The sequence below is a fragment of the Mycobacterium sp. H4Y genome (assembly GCF_000364405.1).
GTDB lineage: Bacteria > Actinomycetota > Actinomycetes > Mycobacteriales > Mycobacteriaceae > Mycobacterium > Mycobacterium intracellulare.
Genome location: NZ_AKIG01000003.1, coordinates 782,174 through 802,044 on the forward strand (window position 1 = coordinate 782,174; position 19,871 = coordinate 802,044).

Sequence of the window (19,871 nt, forward strand, 5' to 3'; positions counted from 1 at the left end):
GCATCGTCAGCGTGCGTCATGACCGTTTAAACCCATCGAGGGACACCGTTACTCCATAGGTGATGCCCTCGATGATGACGTCGGAGCCGCGCGCGCCCTCGGTGGTGGGCGCGACGCCGAAGGGAAGCCGCTGATCGGGAAGCCTGCCCGCGAAGGCGTGCAGCACCGCGTCGTGCTTGTCGGCCGGGACGATCTGGTCGGCGGTGTCCGGCCCGGTCAGCACTCCGGTGGGGGTGAAGACCAACGTCGCCGGGTCATCGGCGGCAATGGACAGGTCGACCGAGACGCTGACGCGGTGATCGAAGCCGGAGGATTTGGGCGTGCCGGTGAACACCAGCCCATGGCTGTCAGAGATGCCCGACGCGGTGACGCCGCCGGTCGAGGTGTTGGTTTCCTTGGGCGGGGCCTCGACCATCAGGTCGCTGATGCCCAGGTAGCGGCCCAGGTGCGTCGAGTCGATGATGATGCGGCTTTCCAGCTTGTGCACGGCGAGCTTCGCGTCGGGCGTGATCAGCCACGACGCATGCGCGAGATCCACCGAGTACATCGTGGCCTCGAGGGTGGCTTTGCCGGTCATTGCGTGTTCGACGGCGTTGGCCTTGATCTCCACCTGGTCGTAGTTGCCGCGCATGGCCTGCGGAATGAAGGGAAACGCCACGATGGCCACGAACGGGTCGCTGCCCAGGTTGGCCGCCTTGCGCACGCTGGCCGACAGCCGGTATTCGGCATAGATGCTGGTGCCGTAGTCGACTCCGATCGCGCCGAGGGCGACCACGGCCAGCAGGATCGCGGTCGCGGTCACGGCAATCAGCACCTTGCGCACCCGCATATTGTGGCGTAACCCCCGGCGGGGCCGGATCGCCCGTGGCGGGGCTCACAGTGGCTCGTCCGCCACGCGAAAAAACCAGGTAACACGTTATCGTTAGATGACCTGGTAACTAACGCGTGATGGCGTTGTGAATTTGGGAGATGCCGTTCCCCCGAGCTGGAGGGACTAGTTGGAGCTTTTACTGCTGACCTCGGAGCTGCATCCCGATCCGGTCCTGCCCTCGTTGTCGCTACTTCCGCATCCCGTGCGGACGGCGCCGCCGGAACCAGCTTCGCTGCTCGAGGCCGGGACGGCGGACGCCGTGATCGTGGATGCGCGCACCGATTTGTCGTCCGCGCGTGGGCTGTGCCGCCTGCTGAGCACCGCCGGCCGGTCGGTTCCCGTGTTGGCGGTGGTGAGCGAAGGCGGGCTGGTGGCCATCAGCGCGGACTGGGGTCTCGACGAGATCCTGCTGCCCACCACCGGGCCGGCCGAGATCGATGCGAGGCTGCGGCTGGTGGTCGGCCGCCGCGGCGGGCTCGCGGAACAGGAAAGCGCCGGCAAGGTGAGCCTGGGCGAGTTGGTGATCGACGAAGGCACCTACACCGCCCGGCTGCGTGGCCGCCCGCTCGATCTCACCTACAAGGAATTCGAGTTGCTCAAGTACCTGGCTCAGCACGCCGGGCGGGTATTCACGCGGGCGCAACTGCTGCATGAGGTGTGGGGGTACGACTTCTTCGGCGGCACCCGCACCGTCGATGTGCACGTGCGTCGGCTGCGGGCCAAACTCGGTTCCGAGCACGAGGCGTTGATCGGCACGGTCCGCAACGTGGGTTACAAGGCCGTCCGCCCGGCCCGCGGCCGCACTCCGGCGGCCGACTCGTCCGACCCCGACGGCACGGATGGCGGCGAATCCGGTGCGGAATCCGACTCCGAGGACGTCAAAGATCCGTTGGTCGATCCCTTGCACACTCAGTGATCCCGCCCGACTGGCGCCGGACGCTGACCGACGACGAACAGCGGGGCGTGCGCGAACTTGTCAGTGCTGCAACTGAATTCGATGGGGTGGCGCCCGTCGGCGAGCAGGTACTGCGCGAACTCGGACACGACCGCACCGAGCACCTGCGGATCACCTCGGACGACGCCGGCGCAATCATCGGTTATCTCAATCTCAGCCCGGCCCGCGAGGGCGAGACGGCCATGGCCGAACTCGTCGTGCACCCACGGGCGCGTCGGCGCGGTATCGGGGCCGCCCTGATTCGCGCGGCGTTGGCCAAAACGGGTGCGAGCAACCGGTTTTGGGCGCACGGCACGCTCGAGCCCGCCCGCGCGACCGCGTCCGCGCTGGGCCTGGCGCCCGTGCGGGAACTGATGCAGATGCGACGCTCGCTGCGCGATCTCCCCGACACCGCGCCGTCGGTGCCCGGGGTGCAGATCCGCACCTATTCGGGCACGGCCGACGACGCCGAGCTGCTGCGCGTCAACAACGCCGCGTTTGCCTACCACCCCGAGCAGGGCGGCTGGACCGACGTCGAACTGGCGGAGCGGCGCGACGAACCGTGGTTCGACCCGGCCGGCTTATTTCTGGCGTTCGATGACTCCGCCGGCGATCAGGCCGGCAGGCTGCTGGGTTTTCACTGGACGAAGGTGCACCTCGATCGGCCCGGTTTGGGGGAGGTGTACGTCGTGGGCGTCGATCCGTCGGCCCAGGGCCGCGGACTGGGCCAGGCGTTGACCGCCGTCGGCATCGAATGGTTGGCCCGCCGCCTGGCCGACGCCGCCGATCCCACCGTGATGCTCTACGTCGAATCGGACAACGTCGCCGCCGTGCGCACCTACCAGCGCTTGGGGTTCACCACCTACAGCGTCGACACCGCATACGCGGTCACACCCGCGGCCAACTGACCGCGGGTACGCGGGGCATTGAGCCGGATCGTTAACCTGGTCCTTGCTACCGAGGCGTTGCTGTGCGCCGGGGCGGCGCATACTTTCGCCGCGACGGGCAACCTGGCAGGGGATGACCAGCGGCGCCCACATGCGTCTTGAACGGTGTCATGAAAGCGAGATCGGTGAAGCTCGACAGGCAGGGCAGGGCGGCGGCCGCGGTGGTGCTGGCGACGGCACTCGGCGTCGCGGCGCTGACCGGCTGCGGCAGCGACGAGAACCGTCCCGGAGCCGCGGCGCCCAGCGTCACCGCCCCCGCGGGCACCGCGGGATGTGGCGGCAAGAACAACCTGACGGCGGAAGGCTCGACCGCGCAAGCGAACGCCATCACCGTCTTCAACCAGGTGTGGGGCCAGTACTGCCCGGGCAAGGGTCTGGCCTACAACCCGACCGGGTCGGGCGCCGGTCGCGAGCAGTTCATCGCCGGGCACGTGGACTTCGCGGGGGCCGACTCTCCGTTGGTCGCCGAACAGATCGGACCGGCCGCCAGCCGGTGCGGCGGGAACCCGGCGTGGGACCTGCCCCTCGTGTTCGGCCCGATCGCGCTGGCCTACAACCTGCCGGGGAATCCGGCCCTGGTGGTCAGCAGTGACGCGGTGGCCAAAATTTTCACCGGCAAGATCACCACCTGGAACGACCCCATCCTCGTCGGGCTCAACCCGGGTGTGGCCCTGCCCGACACCAGGATCACGCCGATCTACCGGTCCGACTCGTCGGGAACCACCGACAACGTGCAGAAGTATCTGACCGCCGCCGCCCCGCAGAGCTGGGCCAAAGGGGTCGGTACGGAATTCCAGGGCGGCGTCGGCGAGGGCGCGGCGAAGTCGTCCGGGGTCATCCAGGCCGTCCAGACCATTCCGGGCGCCATCGGATACGTCCAGAAGGGCTTCGCCGACCAGGCGCGCATGTCCTACGCCAAAATCGCCACCCGCGGCGGGGTGGTCCCGCTCACCAACGACACGGCCGGAAACGCCATCAAGGCGGCCAAATTCCTCGGCGAGGGAAACGACCTGTTGCTCGACCTCAACGCCATGTACGGTTCGCAGGAGCCGGGCGTCTATCCGCTGGTGCTCGTCACCTACGAGATCGTCTGCTCCAAGGGCTACGACGCCGAGACCGCCGGGGCAATCAAATCGTTCCTCTCCATCGCCGCCACCAGCGGGCAGGCCGAACTTTCCTCGGCCGGTTACATTCCGCTGCCCGATAAGGTCAAGGAACGACTGGTCGCCGCGATCGATGCGCTGCAGTGACCAGGTGAGATCGCAGTGACGGAGTTTTCGGGGCCAAACCCAATCGACTCGGGCGCGGGCGCGGTCCTCGCCACGTCCATTCCCGAGTCGCCGACGACACCCACCAGCCCATGGGGCGAGGCCCGACCACATGTGGGAGACCGGATATTCCGGCGGCTCGCGCAGACCTCGGGCGTGCTGATCATCGTCGTGATCGCCGCGATCGCCGTCTTCCTGCTCGGGCGCGCGGCACCGGCGTTGCAGCGCAACCGCGAGAACTTCTTCAGCTACGGCGGTAACTGGGTCACCACCGACCCGTCGGCGATGCACTTCGGGATCGCCAGCCTGCTACCGGTGACCGTGTTCGTGTCGCTGTTCGCGTTGACCTTGGCCATGCCCGTCGCGCTGGGCGTCGCCCTCTTCATCACCCAGTACGCGCCACGGCGCGTGGCGACGCCGCTGGCCTACGCGGTCGATCTGCTGGCCGCGGTTCCCTCGATCATCTACGGCGCCTGGGGTCTATACGTGTTGGCGCCGCAACTGCGGCCCATCGCCACCTGGCTCAACCGCTCCATGGGCTGGTGCTTTCTGTTCGCCGACGGCAACGCGTCGGCTGCCGGTGGCGGCACCATCTTCACCGGCGGCATCGTCTTGGCGGTGATGATCCTGCCCATCGTCACCGCCGTCACCCGCGAGGTCTTCGTCCAGACACCGCAGGACCAGATCGAAGCCGCGCTGGCGCTGGGCGCCACCCGATGGGAAGTGGTCAAGACCGTCACCCTGCCGTTCGGGCGGTCCGGTTACATCAGCGGCGGGATGCTGGGGCTGGGGCGCGCGCTGGGTGAAACGGTCGCGCTGCTGATCATCTTGCGGGGCACCCAGTCGGCGTTCGGCTGGTCGCTGTTCGACGGCGGCTCCACCTTCGCCACCAAGATCGCGGGCGCCGCGGCCGAGTTCGACGACCGGTTCAAGTCGGGCGCCTACATCGCCGCGGGCCTGACACTCTTCGCGCTCACCTTCCTCGTCGACGCCCTGGCCCGGGGCGCCGTCGCCGGGGCCGGCCGAAAGGCCGCGCGATGACGTCGATGCTCGACCGCCCGCTCAAGTCGCGGACGTTCTCACCGCTGTCCCGGCGCCGCCGTACCGCGAATCGTGTTGCGACCGTATTGGTTTCACTGGCATTGCTGGTGGCCGTGGCGCCGCTGGTGATGGTGCTGTGGTCGGTGACCGTCAAGGGAGCCAAGGCGATCACGTCGACCGTTTGGTGGTCGCACTCGCAAGCCGGGATGACGGCCTTCGTGACCGGCGGCGGCGCCTACCACGCGCTGGTCGGCACCGTGCTGCAGGGATTGGTGTGCGCCGCCATCTCCATTCCGATCGGTCTGATGGTCGCGATCTATCTGGTCGAATACGGCGGCGGCACCGCGCTGGGCCGGTTGGCCTCGTTCATGGTGGACATCCTGAGCGGGGTGCCCTCGATCGTGGCGGCGTTGTTCGTCTACGCGTTGTGTGTGGCCACGCTGGGCCTGCCCCGCTCGGAGTTCGCGGTATCGCTGGCGCTGGTGTTGCTGATGCTGCCGGTGATCGTGCGGGCGACCGAGGAAATGCTGCGGGTGGTTCCGGTGGATCTGCGCGAGGCCAGCTACGCCCTGGGCATCACCAAGTGGAAGACCATCGTCCGGGTGGTCATTCCCACCGGGCTGTCCGGCATCGTCACCGGGATCTTGCTGGCGATGGCACGGGTGATGGGGGAGACGGCGCCGCTGTTGATCCTCGTCGGCTATGCGCAATCGATGAACTTCAACATCTTCAGCGACTTCATGGGGACGCTGCCAGGCATGATGTACAACCAGACGTCGGTCGGCGCGGGCCTCAACCCCATCCCCACGGATCGGTTGTGGGGTGCCGCGTTAACCCTCATCCTGGTGATCGCCGCGATCAATATCGTGGCTCGAGTGATAGCGAAATTCCTTGGCGCCAGAAAGTCATAGGCAGGAGCAGTAGTGGCCAAACGGTTGGACCTCAAGGGCGTCAACATCTACTACGGGTCGTTTCACGCCGTCGCGGAGGTGACGCTGACGGTGTTGCCGCGCAGCGTCACCGCGTTCATCGGCCCGTCGGGGTGCGGCAAGACGACGGTGCTGCGCACCCTCAACCGCATGCATGAGGTGGTGCCCGGCGGGCGCGTCGAGGGCAGCGTGCTGCTCGACGACGAGGACATCTACGGCGCCGGTGTCGACCCGGTCGGTGTGCGCCGGGCCATCGGGATGGTGTTCCAGCGTCCGAACCCGTTCCCCGCCATGTCAATTCGTGACAACGTGGTGGCCGGCCTGAAGCTGCAAGGGGTGCGCAATCGCAAGGTGCTCGATGAGACGGCCGAATACTCGCTGCGCGGCGCGAACCTGTGGGACGAGGTCAAGGACCGGTTGGACCGGCCCGGCGGCGGTCTGTCCGGCGGGCAGCAGCAGCGGCTGTGCATCGCCAGGGCCATCGCCGTGCAGCCCGACGTGCTGCTCATGGACGAGCCGTGCTCGGCGCTGGACCCGATCTCGACCATGGCCATCGAGGAGCTGATCAGCGAGCTGAAACAGGACTACACGATCGTCATCGTCACCCACAACATGCAGCAGGCGGCCCGGGTCAGCGACTACACCGCGTTTTTCAACCTGGAAGCCGTCGGGAAACCGGGGCGGCTGATCGAGGTCGACGACACCGAGAAGATCTTTTCCAACCCGAATCAAAAGGCGACCGAGGACTACATCTCGGGCCGTTTCGGCTAGCTGGACGGCGGTTTCGCCTCTTCCTCGGGCAGTCTGCCGGTCGCCTGGAAAATGACGCGCCTGGCCACCTCGACGGCGTGGTCGGCGAAACGCTCGTAGAAGCGGCCCAGCAACGTCACGTCGACGGCCGCCGCCACGCCGTGCTTCCATTCCCGGTCCATCAGCACCGAGAACAGGTGCCGGTGCAGATCGTCCATCGCGTCGTCTTCTTCGCGGATCCGGGCCGCCTTCTCCGGGTCGCGCGACAACACCACCTCTTGGGCGCTGTTTCCCAATTCGACTGCGATGCTGCCCATTTCGGCAAAGTAGCCGTTGACCTCTTCGGGCAGGGCGTGCTGGGGATGCCGCCGTCGGGCGATCTTGGCGACGTGCAACGCCAGCGCACCCATGCGGTCGATGTCCGCCACCATCTGAATGGCGCTCACGATCGAGCGCAGATCACCGGCCACCGGCGCCTGCAATGCCAGCAGCACAAAGGCGCTTTCCTCGGCGCGTGCGCTCATCGCGGCGATCGCTTCGTGGTCGGAGATCACTTGTTCGGCCAGCACCAAGTCGGCCTGCAGCAGGGCTTGGGTGGCCCGCTCCATGGCGATTCCTGCCAAGCCGCACATCTCGCCGAGCCGCTCGGATAACTCCGAGAGTTGCTCGTGGTAGGCGGTTCGCATGTCGTCAAGGATACGTTCCCCGCGTCCCAGACAGGCCGCGGAGCGCCGTCAAAACGGCTTATTCGCAGGTGGTGTCGGCCGCGTTGGTGACGGTCAGGTCCTCGGGGAGCTTGGCCGGCGCGTTGCTCGAGCCGCGTTCGATCTGCAAACTCATCGGCGAGCCGCTCGGCGAGGGGGCGGTGACCGACTTGAAGTCCGGGCCCAGAACCACCTGCACGACCTGCCCGTAGCCGGACACCCGCTGGACCTTGGCGTTGGCGAACGAGGACGCCACGGTGGCCGCGGCCTCTTCGTTGCCGGGCGAGAACAGCACCGTCGTCGCGGTCACCGAACTCGGATAGTCGTCGGGGGCCATCACGTTGAAGCCGTCCCGCTTGAGCTGGGTGGTCGCGGTCGCCGCCAGCCCGGTCTGCGTGGTGGCGTTGGAAACCCGCACGGTCACACCGCTCGGCGAGGTCGTGGTGACCTGTTCGTGTTGGGCCTCCGGCGTCGGGGACGGTTTCCTGGTGGTCGGGGCCTTCGACGCGCCCGTCGTGCCCGAGCCGGACGATGCGCCCAAATTCTTTGCGTTCTGGTCGTTTTCCTCCGGCAGCGGATCGTCGTTGATGATGGCGTCGAACAGCGCCCGCATGTCGGACATGCGCGGCGGCTCGTCGCCGTTCTGGTCGGTGACGCCGGTGGGCACCGTCACGAACGTGACGTGGCCGGCCGCCATCCCCTGCAACGACTGACCGAGCTGCACCAGGTCCTTGGACTTCACGTTGTCGACGACGGTGTCACTGATGAACATGTTGACGACGTTGTTGAGCTTGTTGAGGTCAAGCAGCGTGTCCGCCGAGATCAACGACCTCAGCAGCGACGACAAGAACAGCTGCTGGCGCTTGATGCGGCCGTAGTCCCCGTTGATCTCCGTGGTGACCTGGCGGGCCCGTACGTAATTCAGCGCGGTGGAACCGTCGAGAACCTGGCGCCCGCCGTGTTCGAGCACGGTGCCCAGCTCGTAGTCGTGCAGCGGGGTGCTCGAGCACACCTCGACGCCGCCGAGGGCATCCACCATTTTCGCGAAGCCTGAGAAGTCGACGGCGATGAAGCGGTTGATGCTCAATCCGGACAGCTTCTGGATTTCCTTCACCAGACACTTCGGGCCGCCGAAGGCGAACGCGGAGTTCAGTTTGGTCTCGGTGTAGACCATCTTCGGTCCCCACGTCTGCGTCTTCGCGTCGTAGAGCGGTCCGTACTTGCCGGTGGTGGGGTCCCAGGCCTCGCACTGCATCGGGGTGATCGCCAGGTCGCGCGGGAACGACACCGCCACCACGCGTTTGCGATTGGCCGGGATGTTCACCAGCATGACGGTGTCCGAGCGGGCGCCGTCGGCGTCGTCGGTGTCGCCGGCGCCCATGTTGGCGTTGTCGCCGGCGCGCGAGTCGAGGCCGACGATCAAGAAGTCTTCGTCGCCGTATTGCCCGTTCGCGTCGCGGATGTCGTCCGAGTGCGGGTCGAGCGCGTTGATCGTGTTGAGCCGGGCGTTCTTCGACGTGCTCCACTGCCAGGCCCCGCCGGTCATCACCAGCGCCAGCACGGCGGCCAGCGCCGCCACCGAGCGGCCGGCCAGCAGCATCGGGCGGCGGCGTTTGGGCTCCTCGGCGGCGGTGTCGACGGCGCAGGATGGCGGGTCGTCGGGCTCGTCCTGGTTCGGGTAGTCGGCGTCCATGAGCTCGCGAAGCTCGGAGACCGCATCGAACGAGTAGGCGAGGTCGTCGATGACCTGTGTTTTCTGTAGCTCGAGCGGCGGTTCGGGCTCGGGCCGGAAGGCTTGGGGTTGGGCCTCGAAGAATTCGGGCTCGGGGAATTCGGGCTCGGAAGGCTCGACCTCCGGGGCGGCGCGTCGGTGGATGGGCCGGTCGGGGGCACCGATTTTGGCGATCAGATCGGCGACGCTGACCCCGCCCCCGGCGTGACTTCCGGTGTGCTCGGTGTCGTCGACTTCCTGCGGCGCGGCGGGCTCGACGGCCGTTTCGGGCTGCCAGCGATGGATGTTGTCGTCGGGCGGCGGTTCGAAGAATCGCTCCCAGGGAGCGGCGCCCAGGCTGGGCGACGGGCCCGTCGGGATCGGTTGGGCGTGAACCTCGCCCGGTGCGTGCCGACCGTTACGAGTGGCGTCGCGCTCGCCGTCACTCATGTCCTACCGGCCTCCGAAGCTCTGATGCAGACGTCAGCGTGTCCGTGCGTGGTGGCAGCGCGGCGCCGCTCGTGTCGGCGCGACGGCTCGTGCCATCCGTTTTCGTCGCGCCCGTGCGGCGGCACAAAATCATCCGCCGTCCAAGCGCATGCAACAAAGCCCACATCGTACTGAGTTATCGGTCCGGAAGCGATTTCGAGCCGGTGGACTCAGCCGCCGGAGTGCATGACGTCGGCGCCGGCCGGCACCGTGCAGTCGTCGGGGTCGTCCAGCCAGCCTTCCGGGAGCACGACCCGGGCGGGTGAACCCTGCCGGCCCCGGGGCCCGCTCGCCTCGTCCGGGAAGGGCACGTCGGCGTCCAACCGGTCGAGAAGGCGGTCCAGCTCGTCGAGCGTCTTGACCATTGCCAGCGCTCGGCGCAGCTCGGAGCCGGCGGGAAAGCCGTGCAGGTACCACGCGACGTGCTTGCGGATGTCGCGCATGCCCTTGTCCTCGCCGAAGTGCGCGGCCAGCAGCTGGCCGTGCCGGCGGACGATGTCGGCGACCTCGCCCAGCGTCGGTGGTGTGGGCGGAGGGCTGCCGGTGAAAGCCGCCGACAGCTCGGCGAAAAGCCACGGGCGGCCCAGGCAGCCGCGGCCGATGACCACGCCATCGCATCCGGTGGCGGCCATCATCGTCAGGGCGTCGCTGGCGTCGTAGATGTCGCCGTTGCCGAGCACCGGGATCGTGCGCACATGCTGCTTCAGCCGGGCGATCTCGTCCCAATCGGCGGTGCCGGAATAACGTTGCGCCGCGGTGCGGGCGTGCAGCGCGACCGCGGCGGCGCCCTCGGCTTCGGCGATGCGGCCGGCGTCGAGGTGCGTGTGGTGCTCGTCGTCGATGCCGATGCGGAACTTGACGGTCACCGGTATCTGGGTGCCCTCGGTGGCGCGCACGGCGGCGGCGACGATCTGGCCGAACAGCCGCCGCTTGTAGGGCAGCGCCGACCCGCCGCCGCGCTTGGTCACCTTGGGCACCGGGCAGCCGAAATTCATGTCGATGTGATCGGCCAGGCCTTCGTCGGCGATCATCTTGGCGGCCGCGTAGGTGGTCGCGGGGTCGACGGTGTAGAGCTGCAGCGACCGGGGCGACTCGTCGGGGGCGAACGTGGTCATGTGCATGGTGACCGGGTGACGCTCAACGAGCGCGCGGGCCGTCACCATCTCGCAGACGTAGAGGCCGCTGACGGTGCCGACCTTGGATTGCTCAAGCTCACGGCACAGCGTCCGGAAGGCGACGTTGGTGACGCCAGCCATCGGTGCCAGAACCACCGGGCTCGCGAGCGCGATGGAACCGATGCGCACCGCTTGGTTACCGCCGGCTCATGGTCAGCGTGCCCGCCGTCTGATGCAGCTCGACGGCTGTGGTCCTCTTGCCGGTGCGGGCTTCCCGGTCGAGCTGGCGCTGCTTGGAGACCTCGAACTTGTCGCAGGTCTGCTCCAGCTCCTTGATCAGCACCCCGAGGTCGTCGCGCAAGGCGGCGGCCTCACCCGAGAAGTCCTCACGCTCGAAGATGCGCCATTTCCTCAACACCGGCATGACGACCTCATCGAGGTGGATGCGCGGGTCGTACACGCCGCCCACGGCGATCATCACGGCCTTGCGCCGGAACTCGGGCACCTGGTAGCCGGGCATCTGGAAGTTGCGCAACACCTTGTGCAGCGACTTCATCGCCTGATTGGGCGCGATCTCGAACCCGGCCTCGGTGACGTCGCGGTAGAAGATCATGTGCAGGTTCTCGTCGGCCGAGATCTTGGCCAGTAACTGGTCGGCGATCGTGTCGTTGCACGCCTTACCGGTGTTGCGATGCGAGATCCGCGTCGCCAACTCCTGGAAGGTCACGTAGGTGACCGAATCGAACAGGCTCTCGGCGAACAGGTCTTCGCGAACCTGGTGGTTCTGGCCGGGGCTGAAGCCGCGGTTGACCACCTCGATGCGCAGCTTCTCCAATTCGTACGGGTCGACCGCGCGCGTGACCACCAAGTAGTCGCGCAGCGCGATCCCGTGCCGGTTCTCCTCCGCGGTCCACCGGTTGACCCATTGGCCCCAGGGGCCGTCCATGCTGAAGTTCATCGCGATCTCGCGGTGATAGGACGGCAGGTTGTCCTCGGTCATCAGGTTCTGCACCATCGCCACCTGGGCGACGTCCGAGAGTTTGGATTGTCCCGGCTCCCAGTCCTGCCCACCGAGCGCATAGAAGTTCTTTCCGTCCGACCACGGGATGTAGTCGTGCGGGTTCCAGTTCTTGTGCATGCTCTCGTGCCGGTTCAGGTACTTCTCGACGACCGGCTGGAGTTCGTGCAGCAGCTGTAGGTTTGTCAGCTCGGCTGACATAGTGCCTCCAGTTATCTGTGTCGATGGGTAGCAGTCAATATATCTGTGTACTTCGGTAGCAGCAAGTTCCTCGCCAGGCGTGGCCGATAACGGTTTGACATCGCGATCAACCCCAGTTTTACGGCTTGCCGATCCGGCCCGAATGAAAACCCGCTACTGCGACTTGCCGAGCTCTCCGGCGGGGACGTACGGCGCCGCGGTGATGTAGAGCATGTTGATGCAGTAGTCGATGAACTGTTTGCGGGTCGCCCCGAGTTGCCCGTGCAGGTAGGCGGTGAACAGGCTCGACAGGCCACCGACCAGGCTGGTGGCGATCATTTTCTGCAGCACGGCATCGCCGATCCGGGACAGCTTGCGCTGCAGCAGGTCGATGAAATTGGGCATCCACTCCGCGCCCGACCGCACCAGCACCGGCTCCACCGCCGGCGCCAGCAACAGCACGCGCCCCCGGACCGGGTCGTCCACCATCAGCTCGACGAAGCGCTCGACGGCCTCTCGCGGGGTCGTCGCCGATGTCAAAGTGTTCATTGCCCGCGTGCAGACGTCGTCATAGACCGCGCGCACGAATTCGTCACGGTCGGCGAAGCTTTCGTAGAAGTAGCGTTCGGTCAGCGCAGCCTTGCGGCACACCGCGCGCACGGTCAGCGCCGGCCCCCCGGAACCGCCGAGCAGCTGCACCCCGGCGCTGATCAGGTTGTCACGGCGAAGCGCGAGGCGACTCTCCAAGGGGACGCCGGTCCAGCGGCCCCGTCGTTGACCCGTCTGCACATCGCTCCTAAGCTGAAAATGACAACGGCTGTAGTCAAAAATTCAGATACCTACAGGAATCCAATAGTGACTCAAGATACGTCCGCATCGCGCCCCCTGACCAGCGACGCGACCGGCGCCCCTGAGCAGGCTGGCGGGCCGGCCGACGGCTCCAACGGTGTCGCGGGCGGCTGTCCCGTATCGCCACTGGGCTACGACGCGCCGCCAACACCGCTGGGACCCGATTCCCTGACCTGGCGTTATTTCGGGGACTGGCGGGGCATGCTGCAGGGCCCATGGGCCGGATCGATGCAGAACATGCACCCCCAACTGGGCGCGGCGGTGCTCGACCACTCCACCTTCTTCCGCGAGCGGTGGCCGCGTCTGCTGCGTTCGCTGTATCCCATCGGTGGGGTCGTCTTCGACGGTGAGCGCGCCCCCGTGACCGGCGCCGAAGTCCGCGACTACCACACCGACATCAAGGGCGTCGACGACCAGGGCCGCCGCTACCACGCCCTGAACCCTGACGTCTTCTACTGGGCGCATTCCACCTTCTTTATGGGCACCATTCACGTGGCCGAACGGTTTTGCGGTGGGATCACCGAGGCGCAAAAGCGTCAGCTGTTCGACGAACATGTCGAGTGGTACCGCATGTACGGCATGAGCATGCGGCCCGTGCCGAAGTCGTGGGAGGAGTTCCAGGCCTACTGGGACCACATGTGCCGCAACGTGCTGGAAAGCAACGAGGCGGCGCGGGCCGTGCTCGATCTCAGCGAGTTGCCCAAACCGCCTTTCGCGCAATGGATTCCGGAACCCTTGTGGGCCTTGCAGCGCAAACTGATGGCCCCGTTCTTCGTCTGGCTGACCGTCGGCCTCTACGACCCCCCGGTGCGGGAGCTGATGGGCTACCGGTGGTCGCGCCGCGACGAGTGGTTGCACCGGCGTTTTGGCGACCTGGTTCGTTTCGTATTCGCCCTGGTGCCAAGCAGATTCCGCAAGCACCCGCGGGCGCGTGCCGGGTTGGACCGCGCCAGCGGGCGAATCCCGCTCGATACCCCGCTGGTGCAAACGCCGGCGCGCAATCTGCCGCCGATCGACGAACGCGGGGACCCCAAGCACTACTGCCCGATGGTGTCTTGAGCACCGCCCGCGCTAGGCGTGGGCGTGGCCGTGAACGTCCTCCAGCCCGGCCTGGTGGACGTGCCGATGGGTGTGTTCGGTCCCGTCGGCGTGCGCGTGGGAGTGTTCGTGCTCCACGTGGTCGTGCTCGTGGGACGTGTGTGCGTGTGCGTGCGTCACGTCGCCGTGCCGATGCTCGTGGTCGTGCGGTGCGTCGTGGGTGTGCTCTTCGCTCATCGGTGATGCCTCCTTGCGTGAAATGCCTTGTGCTTCCGGCCGGCTCAGCGGCCGCTGCTGCGGTGTCGGTTCGACGATTCGGCTACCGCCTTTAGCCCGTCGTCGCCGCGGTGGTGGCCGGGGACCCCGGGTCCGGCGTGCTCGGCGTTGAACACGGCGTCGATGACGAGCTGGCGCACGTGGTCGTTCTCCAGGCTGTAGAAGATCGTCGTGCCCTCCCGGCGGGTGCGGACCAGACGTGCCATCCGCAACTTCGCGAGGTGCTGGGAAACCGACGGCGCCGGCTTGCCCACGTGCTCGGCGAGTTCGTTGACCGACATCTCGTGGTCGGTCAACGACCAGAGCACCTGCACGCGGGTGGCATCGGCCAGCATCCGGAAGACCTCGACCACCAGGCCGGCCTGGTCGTCGGGAAGGCGCCCTTTGCTATTACCTGCATGCATACGCAAATACTAGCGAAGGCTGGCGGGCCTTCCAAGGGGGCGGCTCAAGCCGGCGGGACGACCGTCGTCTGGCGCCGGCCGCCATTGCGCTCGTTCCACAGCCGGTAGACCTCTATCGCCCCCTCGTGCGGGTCGTAGCGCATCGGCAGACGCCGCTCCTCCCAGTCCTTGGCGAATTCGTCATAGAACGTGGACAACTCGAAGTACTTGCGGTCATCGGCGTAGTACTGCTCGTAGCTTTCGCGCGTGGTCAGGAACACGACCTCGCGGGGCGAGCAGTAATACAGCGAGCCCAGGCACATCGGGCACGGGTGGGCGAGCACGTAGATCGTGGCGTCGACGAGGTGCTCGGTGCCCAGCTTCATGCAGGCCTCGCGGATGGCGAGGATCTCGGCGTGGGCGGTGGGGTCGCTCGTCTGGGCCACTCGGTTGGCGCTCTCGGCGAGCACCTCGCCGCCCCGCACGATCACCGTGGCGAACGGCCGGCCGCCTTCGGCCACGTTGCGACGAGCCAGTTCGATCGTTCGTTGAGCGAAGTCGGTCACGGGTCCTCCGGAGTGCAGCAGATAAGTCGGAGGGTAGCCCCGTCGGCCGCCACACCGAGCCTGTGATGTTAACTAGATTGTCTATCTTTTTTCGGACCCGACTGAAGGGGCATCATGGCGCGCACCGATCGTGATCGTTGGGACCTGGCGACAAGCGTCGGGGCGACGGCGACCATGGTGGCCGCCCAGCGGGCGCTGTCCTCCGAGGCGAAGTTGATCGACGACCCCTATGCCGCGCCGCTGGTGCGGGCGGTCGGCATCGACGTCTACGTCCGCCTGGTGAACGGCGAAATCGAGGCCAGCGGGAACACGGAGTTCGATCCAAGGCGAATGGCGCAAGGAATGGCCTGCCGAACCCGGTTCTATGACCAATTCTTTCTGGATGCCACCCGCAGCGGCATCGGCCAGGTGGTGATCCTCGCGTCGGGCCTGGATTCCCGCGCCTACCGGCTGCCCTGGCCGGCCGGCACCGTCGTCTACGAGGTCGACATGCCAGAGGTCATCGAGTTCAAGACCCTGACCCTGGGCGATCTGGGCGCCGAACCGACCGCGCAGCGGCGCACCGTCGCGATCGATCTGCGCGACGACTGGGCCTCGGCCCTGCGGGCCGCGGGATTCGATCCCCAGGCCCCCTCCGCGTGGAGCGCCGAAGGCCTGGTGGTCTATCTGCCGGACGACGCTCAGGATGCGCTGTTCGACAACGTCACCTCGCTGAGCGCCCCCGGCAGTCGTCTCGCTTTCGAATTCGTGCCCGACACCGCGGTTTTCGCCGACCCGCGGTGGCGTGCTCACCACGACCGGATGAGCGAACTCGGCTTCGAGATCGACTTCAACGACCTCGTGTATCACGGCCAGCGCAGCCACATCGTCGATCACCTGAACCAGCGCGGCTGGCAGACGACTTCGACGACGGTCGCCGATCTGCATGCGGCGAACGGTTTCGTCTACGCCGACGACGACGTCGCCGCGGCCTTCGCCGACGTCACGTACTGCAGCGCGGTGCTCGGGCGATGAGCGGTCATCGGTCGCGCACGGCCATGCGATGCGCGATGTGGTGCCCCCACTAGGACTCGAACCTAGGACCTGCGGATTAAAAGTCCGTAGCTCTACCAACTGAGCTATAGGGGCCGCGAAGATTCAGGATACTTGGACCGAAAACCCGGCTCGTTTGAGGATTGGGCACACCGTGACCTAAGCTGACGTGGCTCCCAACGAAACCACGTTGCGAGTACCCCGGAGTGATTCGGTTCTGGCCCCCATCGTCTAGTGGCCTAGGACGCCGCCCTTTCACGGCGGTAGCACGGGTTCGAATCCCGTTGGGGGTACGCGACGCGGTGACGCGGAGCAGCAGCAAGGCCCTGTGGCGCAGTTGGTTAGCGCGCCGCCCTGTCACGGCGGAGGTCGCGGGTTCGAGTCCCGTCAGGGTCGCCAAGCGCGGCGAGGCACTCGCTGCCTTCCGGCCAGGTAGCTCAGTCGGTACGAGCGTCCGCCTGAAAAGCGGAAGGTCGGCGGTTCGATCCCGCCCCTGGCCACCAGTCTTGAGCTGCACGGACGCGGTGATGGCACTCTATGGATGGTTCGGTGTGTCCGGTTCCTGTCCGTTCGCCCGGTTTTTGGCGACGTCCTGAAGCCGGTCGAGATTCGTGGCTACGTGGTCGAGTTCGTCTGAATAGAGGTCGCTGTAGATGTTCGCGGTGACGGTCGGCGTCGAGTGCCCCATCGTCTTCTGGACGTAGCGGAGGTCGGCGCCGGAGGCCCGGGCCAGGCTGGCGTAGGTGTGGCGCAGGTCGTGAATCGTCAGCGGCACCAGTCCGGTTTTCTTTAGGGCTTCGTTCCAGTCGGTATGCCGGCGCCAGTTGTTTGATCTGAGGAACCCGCCATTTGGCGAGGTGATTGCATGTTCTGTGGGCGCGCGATTATCGATCCTTGGTTTGAGCGCGTCGATGACGATTTGGGGGAGTGGGACGGTTCGGGCGGCGGCGCGAGTTTTTGGCGGCCCGACGATGATCCGGCCTTCCACTTCTGGCGCGGCCTGGCGGACATAGAGCCGACGCGCAGTTAGGTCGATGTCGCCGACCCGCAGGCCGACGAGTTCGGACCAGCGCAGGCCGGTGAAGGCGAGGATGATCACCACGTCGCCGTGGTCGCCGCATGCGGCTGCCAGGGCGGCGACTTCGGTGGCGGTCAGATAGCGGTGGCGTTCTCGGGTGGGTATCCGCCCGGATGACACCCCGTCAGCCGGGTTGCTGTGGATTCGACCGTCCTCGCGCGCCATGTCGAGAATCGACCGCAGCAGCCGCAGCGTGGCGAGTTTGGCCCAGGGACCGACGGTCATGGAATCGATGAATTGCTGTATATCCTTTCGGCTGATTTCATCAACCGGGACGTGGCCGAAACGCGGACTGATGCGTAGTTCCCAATGCTGGGTGTAGCCGCTCCAGGTCTTGGGCGACACTGCGGGGCGTTTCAACGCGCTGTATTGCGTCCAGACAGCGGCGAGTTTGGCCCGGCCAAGTCGGGGGTCGAAGCGTCTGGCGCCGATCGCCGCTTCGCCATCCCGGTCGGCCTTGAATGCCCGCGCTTCTCGCAAGGTGGCGAACGTCGACGACGTCTCAGCCCATCCCGACGGGGAGTCTGAATCACGCACCAGGTAGCGCACTTGATAGCGCGGCAGACCGGCCGAATTGATCCGCTTTCGGATACCGCGCGGGACCGATCCGGCCACTTAGCGACGCACCTTACGAAGCCATGCGCGGACTTCAGCTGCGTCCCAACGTCTTACGCGATCAGATAGCGTGTAGCAGGGCGGTCCCACGTCTGCGCCGTGTTCGCGCAATGCGCCCCATCGACTCACCGTCGCAGCGGACACGCCAAGCAGCTCGGCCACCTGCTCCGCTGTTAGAAGCTCTGGAAAGGTCGCTGTCGCGGTGGCGCTGGTTTTGATGCCGAGGGTTGTCATGCCGATGTCCTCAGTTCTCTGCTGAACCAGCGCGACTTGAGCTTGTAGGCCCGTATTCTTGTGCGACAGAACGGATTAGCGAATCGGGCCAGAAGTCGGCGCGTACTCGCATCGTTGACCCGTCTTCGGCGATGACGTATCCGGTACCAGGCTCATTTGGGTTGATCCGATGCGCGGGGGCGGCGTCGGCGAGGCCGTCACCCAAGACCATGGCGACTTCGTCGCGTGAGCGCAGCCGCAGTGCGACGGTTTGGGTGAACAACCCGCGCATGGGCAGAATCTCCTTGCGAGGGTCCTGCATGAATGCGGCGACCACGATGCCTACAGCCCTACCCTTTGTCAGGATGCGTGAGAGTGAGCCCGCAACTTGCTTCCTCAGTGCCGCGTCCGTCATGTATGCGGTCAAGCCCGCGAATTCATCGATGAGCAGCACGACGAGCGGTTCGGCGGTGCTCGGTGTGTGCGAACGCGCTCGGCCGGCCATCCTGCGACCGCGGCTGTCTAGTAGCTCCTCCAAGTTGGTCAGCAGTCTCGCGGCGTTGGCCTCGGTCGTCGCAATGCCGCTGAATAGTGCAGACCCGACTGACACTTCGATCCCGTACTTGAGATCCACGGCGAACAGCCGCACGGTTCCCGCCTTGATGGCTGGGCCTAATCCGCCTGCAATGCCCCAAAAAACGGAGCCCTTGCCCGCACCCGAGCACCCAACAGTGAGGGTGTGCAGGCCGGCGACGCGCAGAGTCCATGCCGACCCATTCTCACGCCGGCCGACCTCGACGCCCGTCGGCTCGACGCTGGTTGGGAATGCAGCGGTCTCTGCCTCTGAAAGGCATTGTTTCATAACGAATTCCACGCGAACCGTGCCGGGGCCGATCAGTGTCGAGCGGGCGGAATGCGCCCCGACAGCGTCACGAATTGCGGGGACCGCGTTTTCGAGGTCGTCCACCGTCTGGCCGGTCCGTGTTCGGACTGTCATCCGTAGGCAGTCGCCGAACATGCTCACCCCGAGAAGGCGAGGATGAGTCCAAACTGTCCTCGTCCTGCTCTTGCCCTGTGCGTCCGTGCGTGTGACGTGCTCGGGAGTCGACAACCCGCAGGCCTTGGCAACCCGTGGCCAGGAGATCGATGCCCAGATCAGCCATCGGGCCCGACATGCTGGTGTTGCAACATAACGCCCAAATGTGGCGGGGGAACGCACTCTCCAAACGACGAGCGAAACGGCGACCACGCCGATCACCGCAATGAGCCACATGGCGCCGACCGCCAGCAGGTGCGTGAGGTCAAAGAAGTCGATGCCGGCGTCGGGATCTGGAATCGAATACGGATCGCTAGGTACTACGGGGTCGTACGGACTCATGCTGACACCCGGTCTCCCGCTGAGGACCCCGCCTTGCCGGTGTCCGCAGTCATACCCGAGGCCCGAAACGACCACGCGATGCGGCCGGATTCGCTCGAACGGTCTACGTACGGCAATATGTATAGTTCCTCGAAAATCACTGGTGTGAAGGGCATTCCGGCAGTGTTCGGTGGGCACACAGGCTGCTTGGGCGTTGCGAACTTGACGGTGAGAGTGCGCGCTCGCTTACTAGCTGTCGGGTCGCCGTCGAGGACTTCGACCTGCCACAACGGAGCGCCTGATTCTCGATCAGTCGCCTGGACCTTGTTGTCCTTCGTCGACCGCTCGTAATCGATCACCGCCGTCACGTCGGACACCACAAACGCTTTGCGTGGGAAAACCTGCTGGTGTGACACCTTGAGCCATTTCGGCACAGACATTTGTCGACCTTTCATGAGAACTGCTCTAGACAAGTTGAGGTTACATAGTCGTCTAGAGGAGTGCAAC

21 protein-coding genes and 4 tRNA genes are annotated in these 19,871 nt (G+C 66.2%); 11 read left to right on the plus strand and 14 right to left on the minus strand.

Features of this window, described 5'->3' with window-relative positions; all coding sequences use genetic code 11:
* Positions 1 to 16: 16 nt before the first annotated feature.
* Positions 17 to 829, minus strand: coding sequence for a mannan chain length control protein LmeA (gene lmeA, locus W7U_RS24720; protein ID WP_008263913.1), 813 nt, complete (start codon positions 827 to 829; stop codon positions 17 to 19).
* A gap of 169 nt (positions 830 to 998) precedes the next feature.
* Here lmeA and W7U_RS24725 point away from each other — a divergent pair, with 169 nt between their 5' ends.
* The 6 genes from W7U_RS24725 to pstB all read left to right on the plus strand — a co-directional run bounded on the left by W7U_RS24725 (position 999) and on the right by pstB (position 6,761).
* Positions 999 to 1,787, plus strand: a complete 789-nt coding sequence (locus W7U_RS24725) for a response regulator transcription factor (protein WP_008263914.1) — start codon at positions 999 to 1,001, stop codon at positions 1,785 to 1,787.
* Positions 1,784 to 2,713, plus strand: a complete 930-nt coding sequence (gene mshD / locus W7U_RS24730; RefSeq protein WP_008263915.1) for a mycothiol synthase — start codon at positions 1,784 to 1,786, stop codon at positions 2,711 to 2,713. The genes W7U_RS24725 and mshD overlap by 4 nt, the downstream gene beginning before the upstream one ends.
* A 137-nt stretch (positions 2,714 to 2,850) precedes the next feature.
* On the plus strand, positions 2,851 to 4,002 hold the full coding sequence (gene pstS / locus W7U_RS24735; protein ID WP_008263916.1) for a phosphate ABC transporter substrate-binding protein PstS: 1,152 nt from the start codon (positions 2,851 to 2,853) through the stop codon (positions 4,000 to 4,002).
* Between the two features lie 15 nt (positions 4,003 to 4,017).
* Positions 4,018 to 5,061 (plus strand): phosphate ABC transporter permease subunit PstC, encoded by a 1,044-nt coding sequence (pstC, locus tag W7U_RS24740; RefSeq protein WP_036429840.1) that lies wholly within the window; start codon positions 4,018 to 4,020, stop codon positions 5,059 to 5,061.
* Positions 5,058 to 5,972 (plus strand): phosphate ABC transporter permease PstA, encoded by a 915-nt coding sequence (pstA, locus tag W7U_RS24745; RefSeq protein ID WP_008263918.1) that lies wholly within the window; start codon positions 5,058 to 5,060, stop codon positions 5,970 to 5,972. Before pstC ends, pstA begins: the two co-directional genes overlap by 4 nt.
* A gap of 12 nt (positions 5,973 to 5,984) precedes the next feature.
* Positions 5,985 to 6,761, plus strand: coding sequence for a phosphate ABC transporter ATP-binding protein PstB (gene pstB, locus W7U_RS24750; RefSeq protein ID WP_008263919.1), 777 nt, complete (start codon positions 5,985 to 5,987; stop codon positions 6,759 to 6,761).
* Here pstB and phoU read toward each other — a convergent pair.
* The 5 genes from phoU to W7U_RS24775 all read right to left on the minus strand — a co-directional run bounded on the left by phoU (position 6,758) and on the right by W7U_RS24775 (position 12,746).
* Positions 6,758 to 7,426 carry a phosphate signaling complex protein PhoU gene (phoU, locus tag W7U_RS24755; protein WP_008263921.1) on the minus strand — a complete coding sequence of 223 codons (669 nt, stop codon included), beginning with the start codon at positions 7,424 to 7,426 and terminating at the stop codon, positions 6,758 to 6,760. The genes pstB and phoU overlap by 4 nt on opposite strands.
* A gap of 58 nt (positions 7,427 to 7,484) precedes the next feature.
* Positions 7,485 to 9,605: an LCP family protein gene (locus W7U_RS24760; protein WP_008263922.1), complete on the minus strand. Its 2,121-nt coding sequence runs from the start codon at positions 9,603 to 9,605 to the stop codon at positions 7,485 to 7,487.
* A gap of 209 nt (positions 9,606 to 9,814) precedes the next feature.
* On the minus strand, positions 9,815 to 10,948 hold the full coding sequence (gene dusB, locus W7U_RS24765; protein WP_008263923.1) for a tRNA dihydrouridine synthase DusB: 1,134 nt from the start codon (positions 10,946 to 10,948) through the stop codon (positions 9,815 to 9,817).
* 7 nt (positions 10,949 to 10,955) lie between these two features.
* Complete coding sequence (locus W7U_RS24770; RefSeq protein WP_008263924.1) at positions 10,956 to 11,978, minus strand: acyl-ACP desaturase; 1,023 nt, start codon at positions 11,976 to 11,978, stop codon at positions 10,956 to 10,958.
* 153 nt (positions 11,979 to 12,131) lie between these two features.
* Positions 12,132 to 12,746, minus strand: coding sequence for a TetR family transcriptional regulator (locus W7U_RS24775; protein ID WP_014710932.1), 615 nt, complete (start codon positions 12,744 to 12,746; stop codon positions 12,132 to 12,134).
* A 66-nt stretch (positions 12,747 to 12,812) separates the two neighbouring features.
* Here W7U_RS24775 and W7U_RS24780 point away from each other — a divergent pair, with 66 nt between their 5' ends.
* Positions 12,813 to 13,865: an oxygenase MpaB family protein gene (locus W7U_RS24780; protein WP_036429844.1), complete on the plus strand. Its 1,053-nt coding sequence runs from the start codon at positions 12,813 to 12,815 to the stop codon at positions 13,863 to 13,865.
* A gap of 12 nt (positions 13,866 to 13,877) precedes the next feature.
* Here the strand turns inward: W7U_RS24780 and W7U_RS25900 are convergent, their stop codons facing one another.
* The 3 genes from W7U_RS25900 to W7U_RS24795 are packed head-to-tail and all read right to left on the minus strand — an operon-like array spanning position 13,878 to position 15,069.
* A complete protein-coding gene (locus tag W7U_RS25900; protein WP_008263927.1) occupies positions 13,878 to 14,081 on the minus strand; it encodes a hypothetical protein in 204 nt (67 codons plus the stop codon).
* Between the two features lie 44 nt (positions 14,082 to 14,125).
* Positions 14,126 to 14,524 (minus strand): metalloregulator ArsR/SmtB family transcription factor, encoded by a 399-nt coding sequence (locus W7U_RS24790; RefSeq protein ID WP_020188695.1) that lies wholly within the window; start codon positions 14,522 to 14,524, stop codon positions 14,126 to 14,128.
* A gap of 44 nt (positions 14,525 to 14,568) precedes the next feature.
* The gene (locus tag W7U_RS24795) at positions 14,569 to 15,069 is read right to left on the minus strand and encodes a nucleoside deaminase (protein ID WP_008263929.1); all 501 of its coding nucleotides are present in this window, start codon (positions 15,067 to 15,069) and stop codon (positions 14,569 to 14,571) included.
* 114 nt (positions 15,070 to 15,183) lie between these two features.
* On the opposite strand from W7U_RS24795, the gene W7U_RS24800 reads away from it, so the two are divergent.
* Positions 15,184 to 16,083: a class I SAM-dependent methyltransferase gene (locus W7U_RS24800; RefSeq protein WP_008263931.1), complete on the plus strand. Its 900-nt coding sequence runs from the start codon at positions 15,184 to 15,186 to the stop codon at positions 16,081 to 16,083.
* Positions 16,084 to 16,121: 38 nt separating this feature from the next.
* On the opposite strand, the gene W7U_RS24805 is transcribed toward W7U_RS24800, so the two are convergent.
* Positions 16,122 to 16,197: transfer RNA gene (locus W7U_RS24805), tRNA-Lys, on the minus strand.
* Positions 16,198 to 16,321: 124 nt separating this feature from the next.
* Here W7U_RS24805 and W7U_RS24810 point away from each other — a divergent pair.
* The 3 genes from W7U_RS24810 (at position 16,322) to W7U_RS24820 (ending at position 16,604) form a co-directional block, all read left to right on the plus strand.
* Positions 16,322 to 16,394: transfer RNA gene (locus W7U_RS24810), tRNA-Glu, on the plus strand.
* 29 nt (positions 16,395 to 16,423) lie between these two features.
* Positions 16,424 to 16,500: transfer RNA gene (locus tag W7U_RS24815), tRNA-Asp, on the plus strand.
* A 27-nt stretch (positions 16,501 to 16,527) separates the two neighbouring features.
* Positions 16,528 to 16,604: transfer RNA gene (locus W7U_RS24820), tRNA-Phe, on the plus strand.
* Positions 16,605 to 16,636: 32 nt separating this feature from the next.
* Here W7U_RS24820 and W7U_RS24825 read toward each other — a convergent pair.
* Genes W7U_RS24825 through W7U_RS24840 form a run of 4 tightly spaced genes read right to left on the minus strand, consistent with a single transcriptional unit; the run spans position 16,637 to position 19,804 of the window.
* The gene (locus W7U_RS24825) at positions 16,637 to 17,794 is read right to left on the minus strand and encodes a site-specific integrase (RefSeq protein ID WP_008263933.1); all 1,158 of its coding nucleotides are present in this window, start codon (positions 17,792 to 17,794) and stop codon (positions 16,637 to 16,639) included.
* A complete protein-coding gene (locus W7U_RS26870) occupies positions 17,795 to 18,028 on the minus strand; it encodes a helix-turn-helix domain-containing protein (RefSeq protein WP_008263943.1) in 234 nt (77 codons plus the stop codon).
* Positions 18,029 to 18,038: 10 nt separating this feature from the next.
* Entirely contained in the window at positions 18,039 to 19,385 is a 1,347-nt protein-coding gene (locus W7U_RS24835; RefSeq protein WP_020821580.1) for a hypothetical protein, read from the minus strand.
* On the minus strand, positions 19,382 to 19,804 hold the full coding sequence (locus W7U_RS24840) for a hypothetical protein (protein ID WP_008263947.1): 423 nt from the start codon (positions 19,802 to 19,804) through the stop codon (positions 19,382 to 19,384). Before W7U_RS24840 ends, W7U_RS24835 begins: the two co-directional genes overlap by 4 nt.
* Between the last annotated feature and the right edge of the window lie 67 nt (positions 19,805 to 19,871).

Bases quoted from the DNA above. Each gene is read 5' to 3' on its own strand.
- W7U_RS24800 (WP_008263931.1), top strand. From the start codon at position 15,184: ATGGCGCGCACCGATCGTGATCGTTGGGACCTGGCGACAAGCGTCGGG.
- W7U_RS26870 (WP_008263943.1), bottom strand. From the start codon at position 18,028: ATGACAACCCTCGGCATCAAAACCAGCGCCACCGCGACAGCGACCTTT.
- W7U_RS24790 (WP_020188695.1), bottom strand. From the start codon at position 14,524: ATGCATGCAGGTAATAGCAAAGGGCGCCTTCCCGACGACCAGGCCGGC.
- W7U_RS24770 (WP_008263924.1), bottom strand. From the start codon at position 11,978: ATGTCAGCCGAGCTGACAAACCTACAGCTGCTGCACGAACTCCAGCCG.
- pstA (WP_008263918.1), top strand. From the start codon at position 5,058: ATGACGTCGATGCTCGACCGCCCGCTCAAGTCGCGGACGTTCTCACCG.
- W7U_RS25900 (WP_008263927.1), bottom strand. From the start codon at position 14,081: ATGAGCGAAGAGCACACCCACGACGCACCGCACGACCACGAGCATCGG.
- W7U_RS24840 (WP_008263947.1), bottom strand. From the start codon at position 19,804: ATGTCTGTGCCGAAATGGCTCAAGGTGTCACACCAGCAGGTTTTCCCA.
- W7U_RS24760 (WP_008263922.1), bottom strand. From the start codon at position 9,605: ATGAGTGACGGCGAGCGCGACGCCACTCGTAACGGTCGGCACGCACCG.
- lmeA (WP_008263913.1), bottom strand. From the start codon at position 829: ATGCGGGTGCGCAAGGTGCTGATTGCCGTGACCGCGACCGCGATCCTG.
- phoU (WP_008263921.1), bottom strand. From the start codon at position 7,426: ATGCGAACCGCCTACCACGAGCAACTCTCGGAGTTATCCGAGCGGCTC.
- W7U_RS24835 (WP_020821580.1), bottom strand. From the start codon at position 19,385: ATGAGTCCGTACGACCCCGTAGTACCTAGCGATCCGTATTCGATTCCA.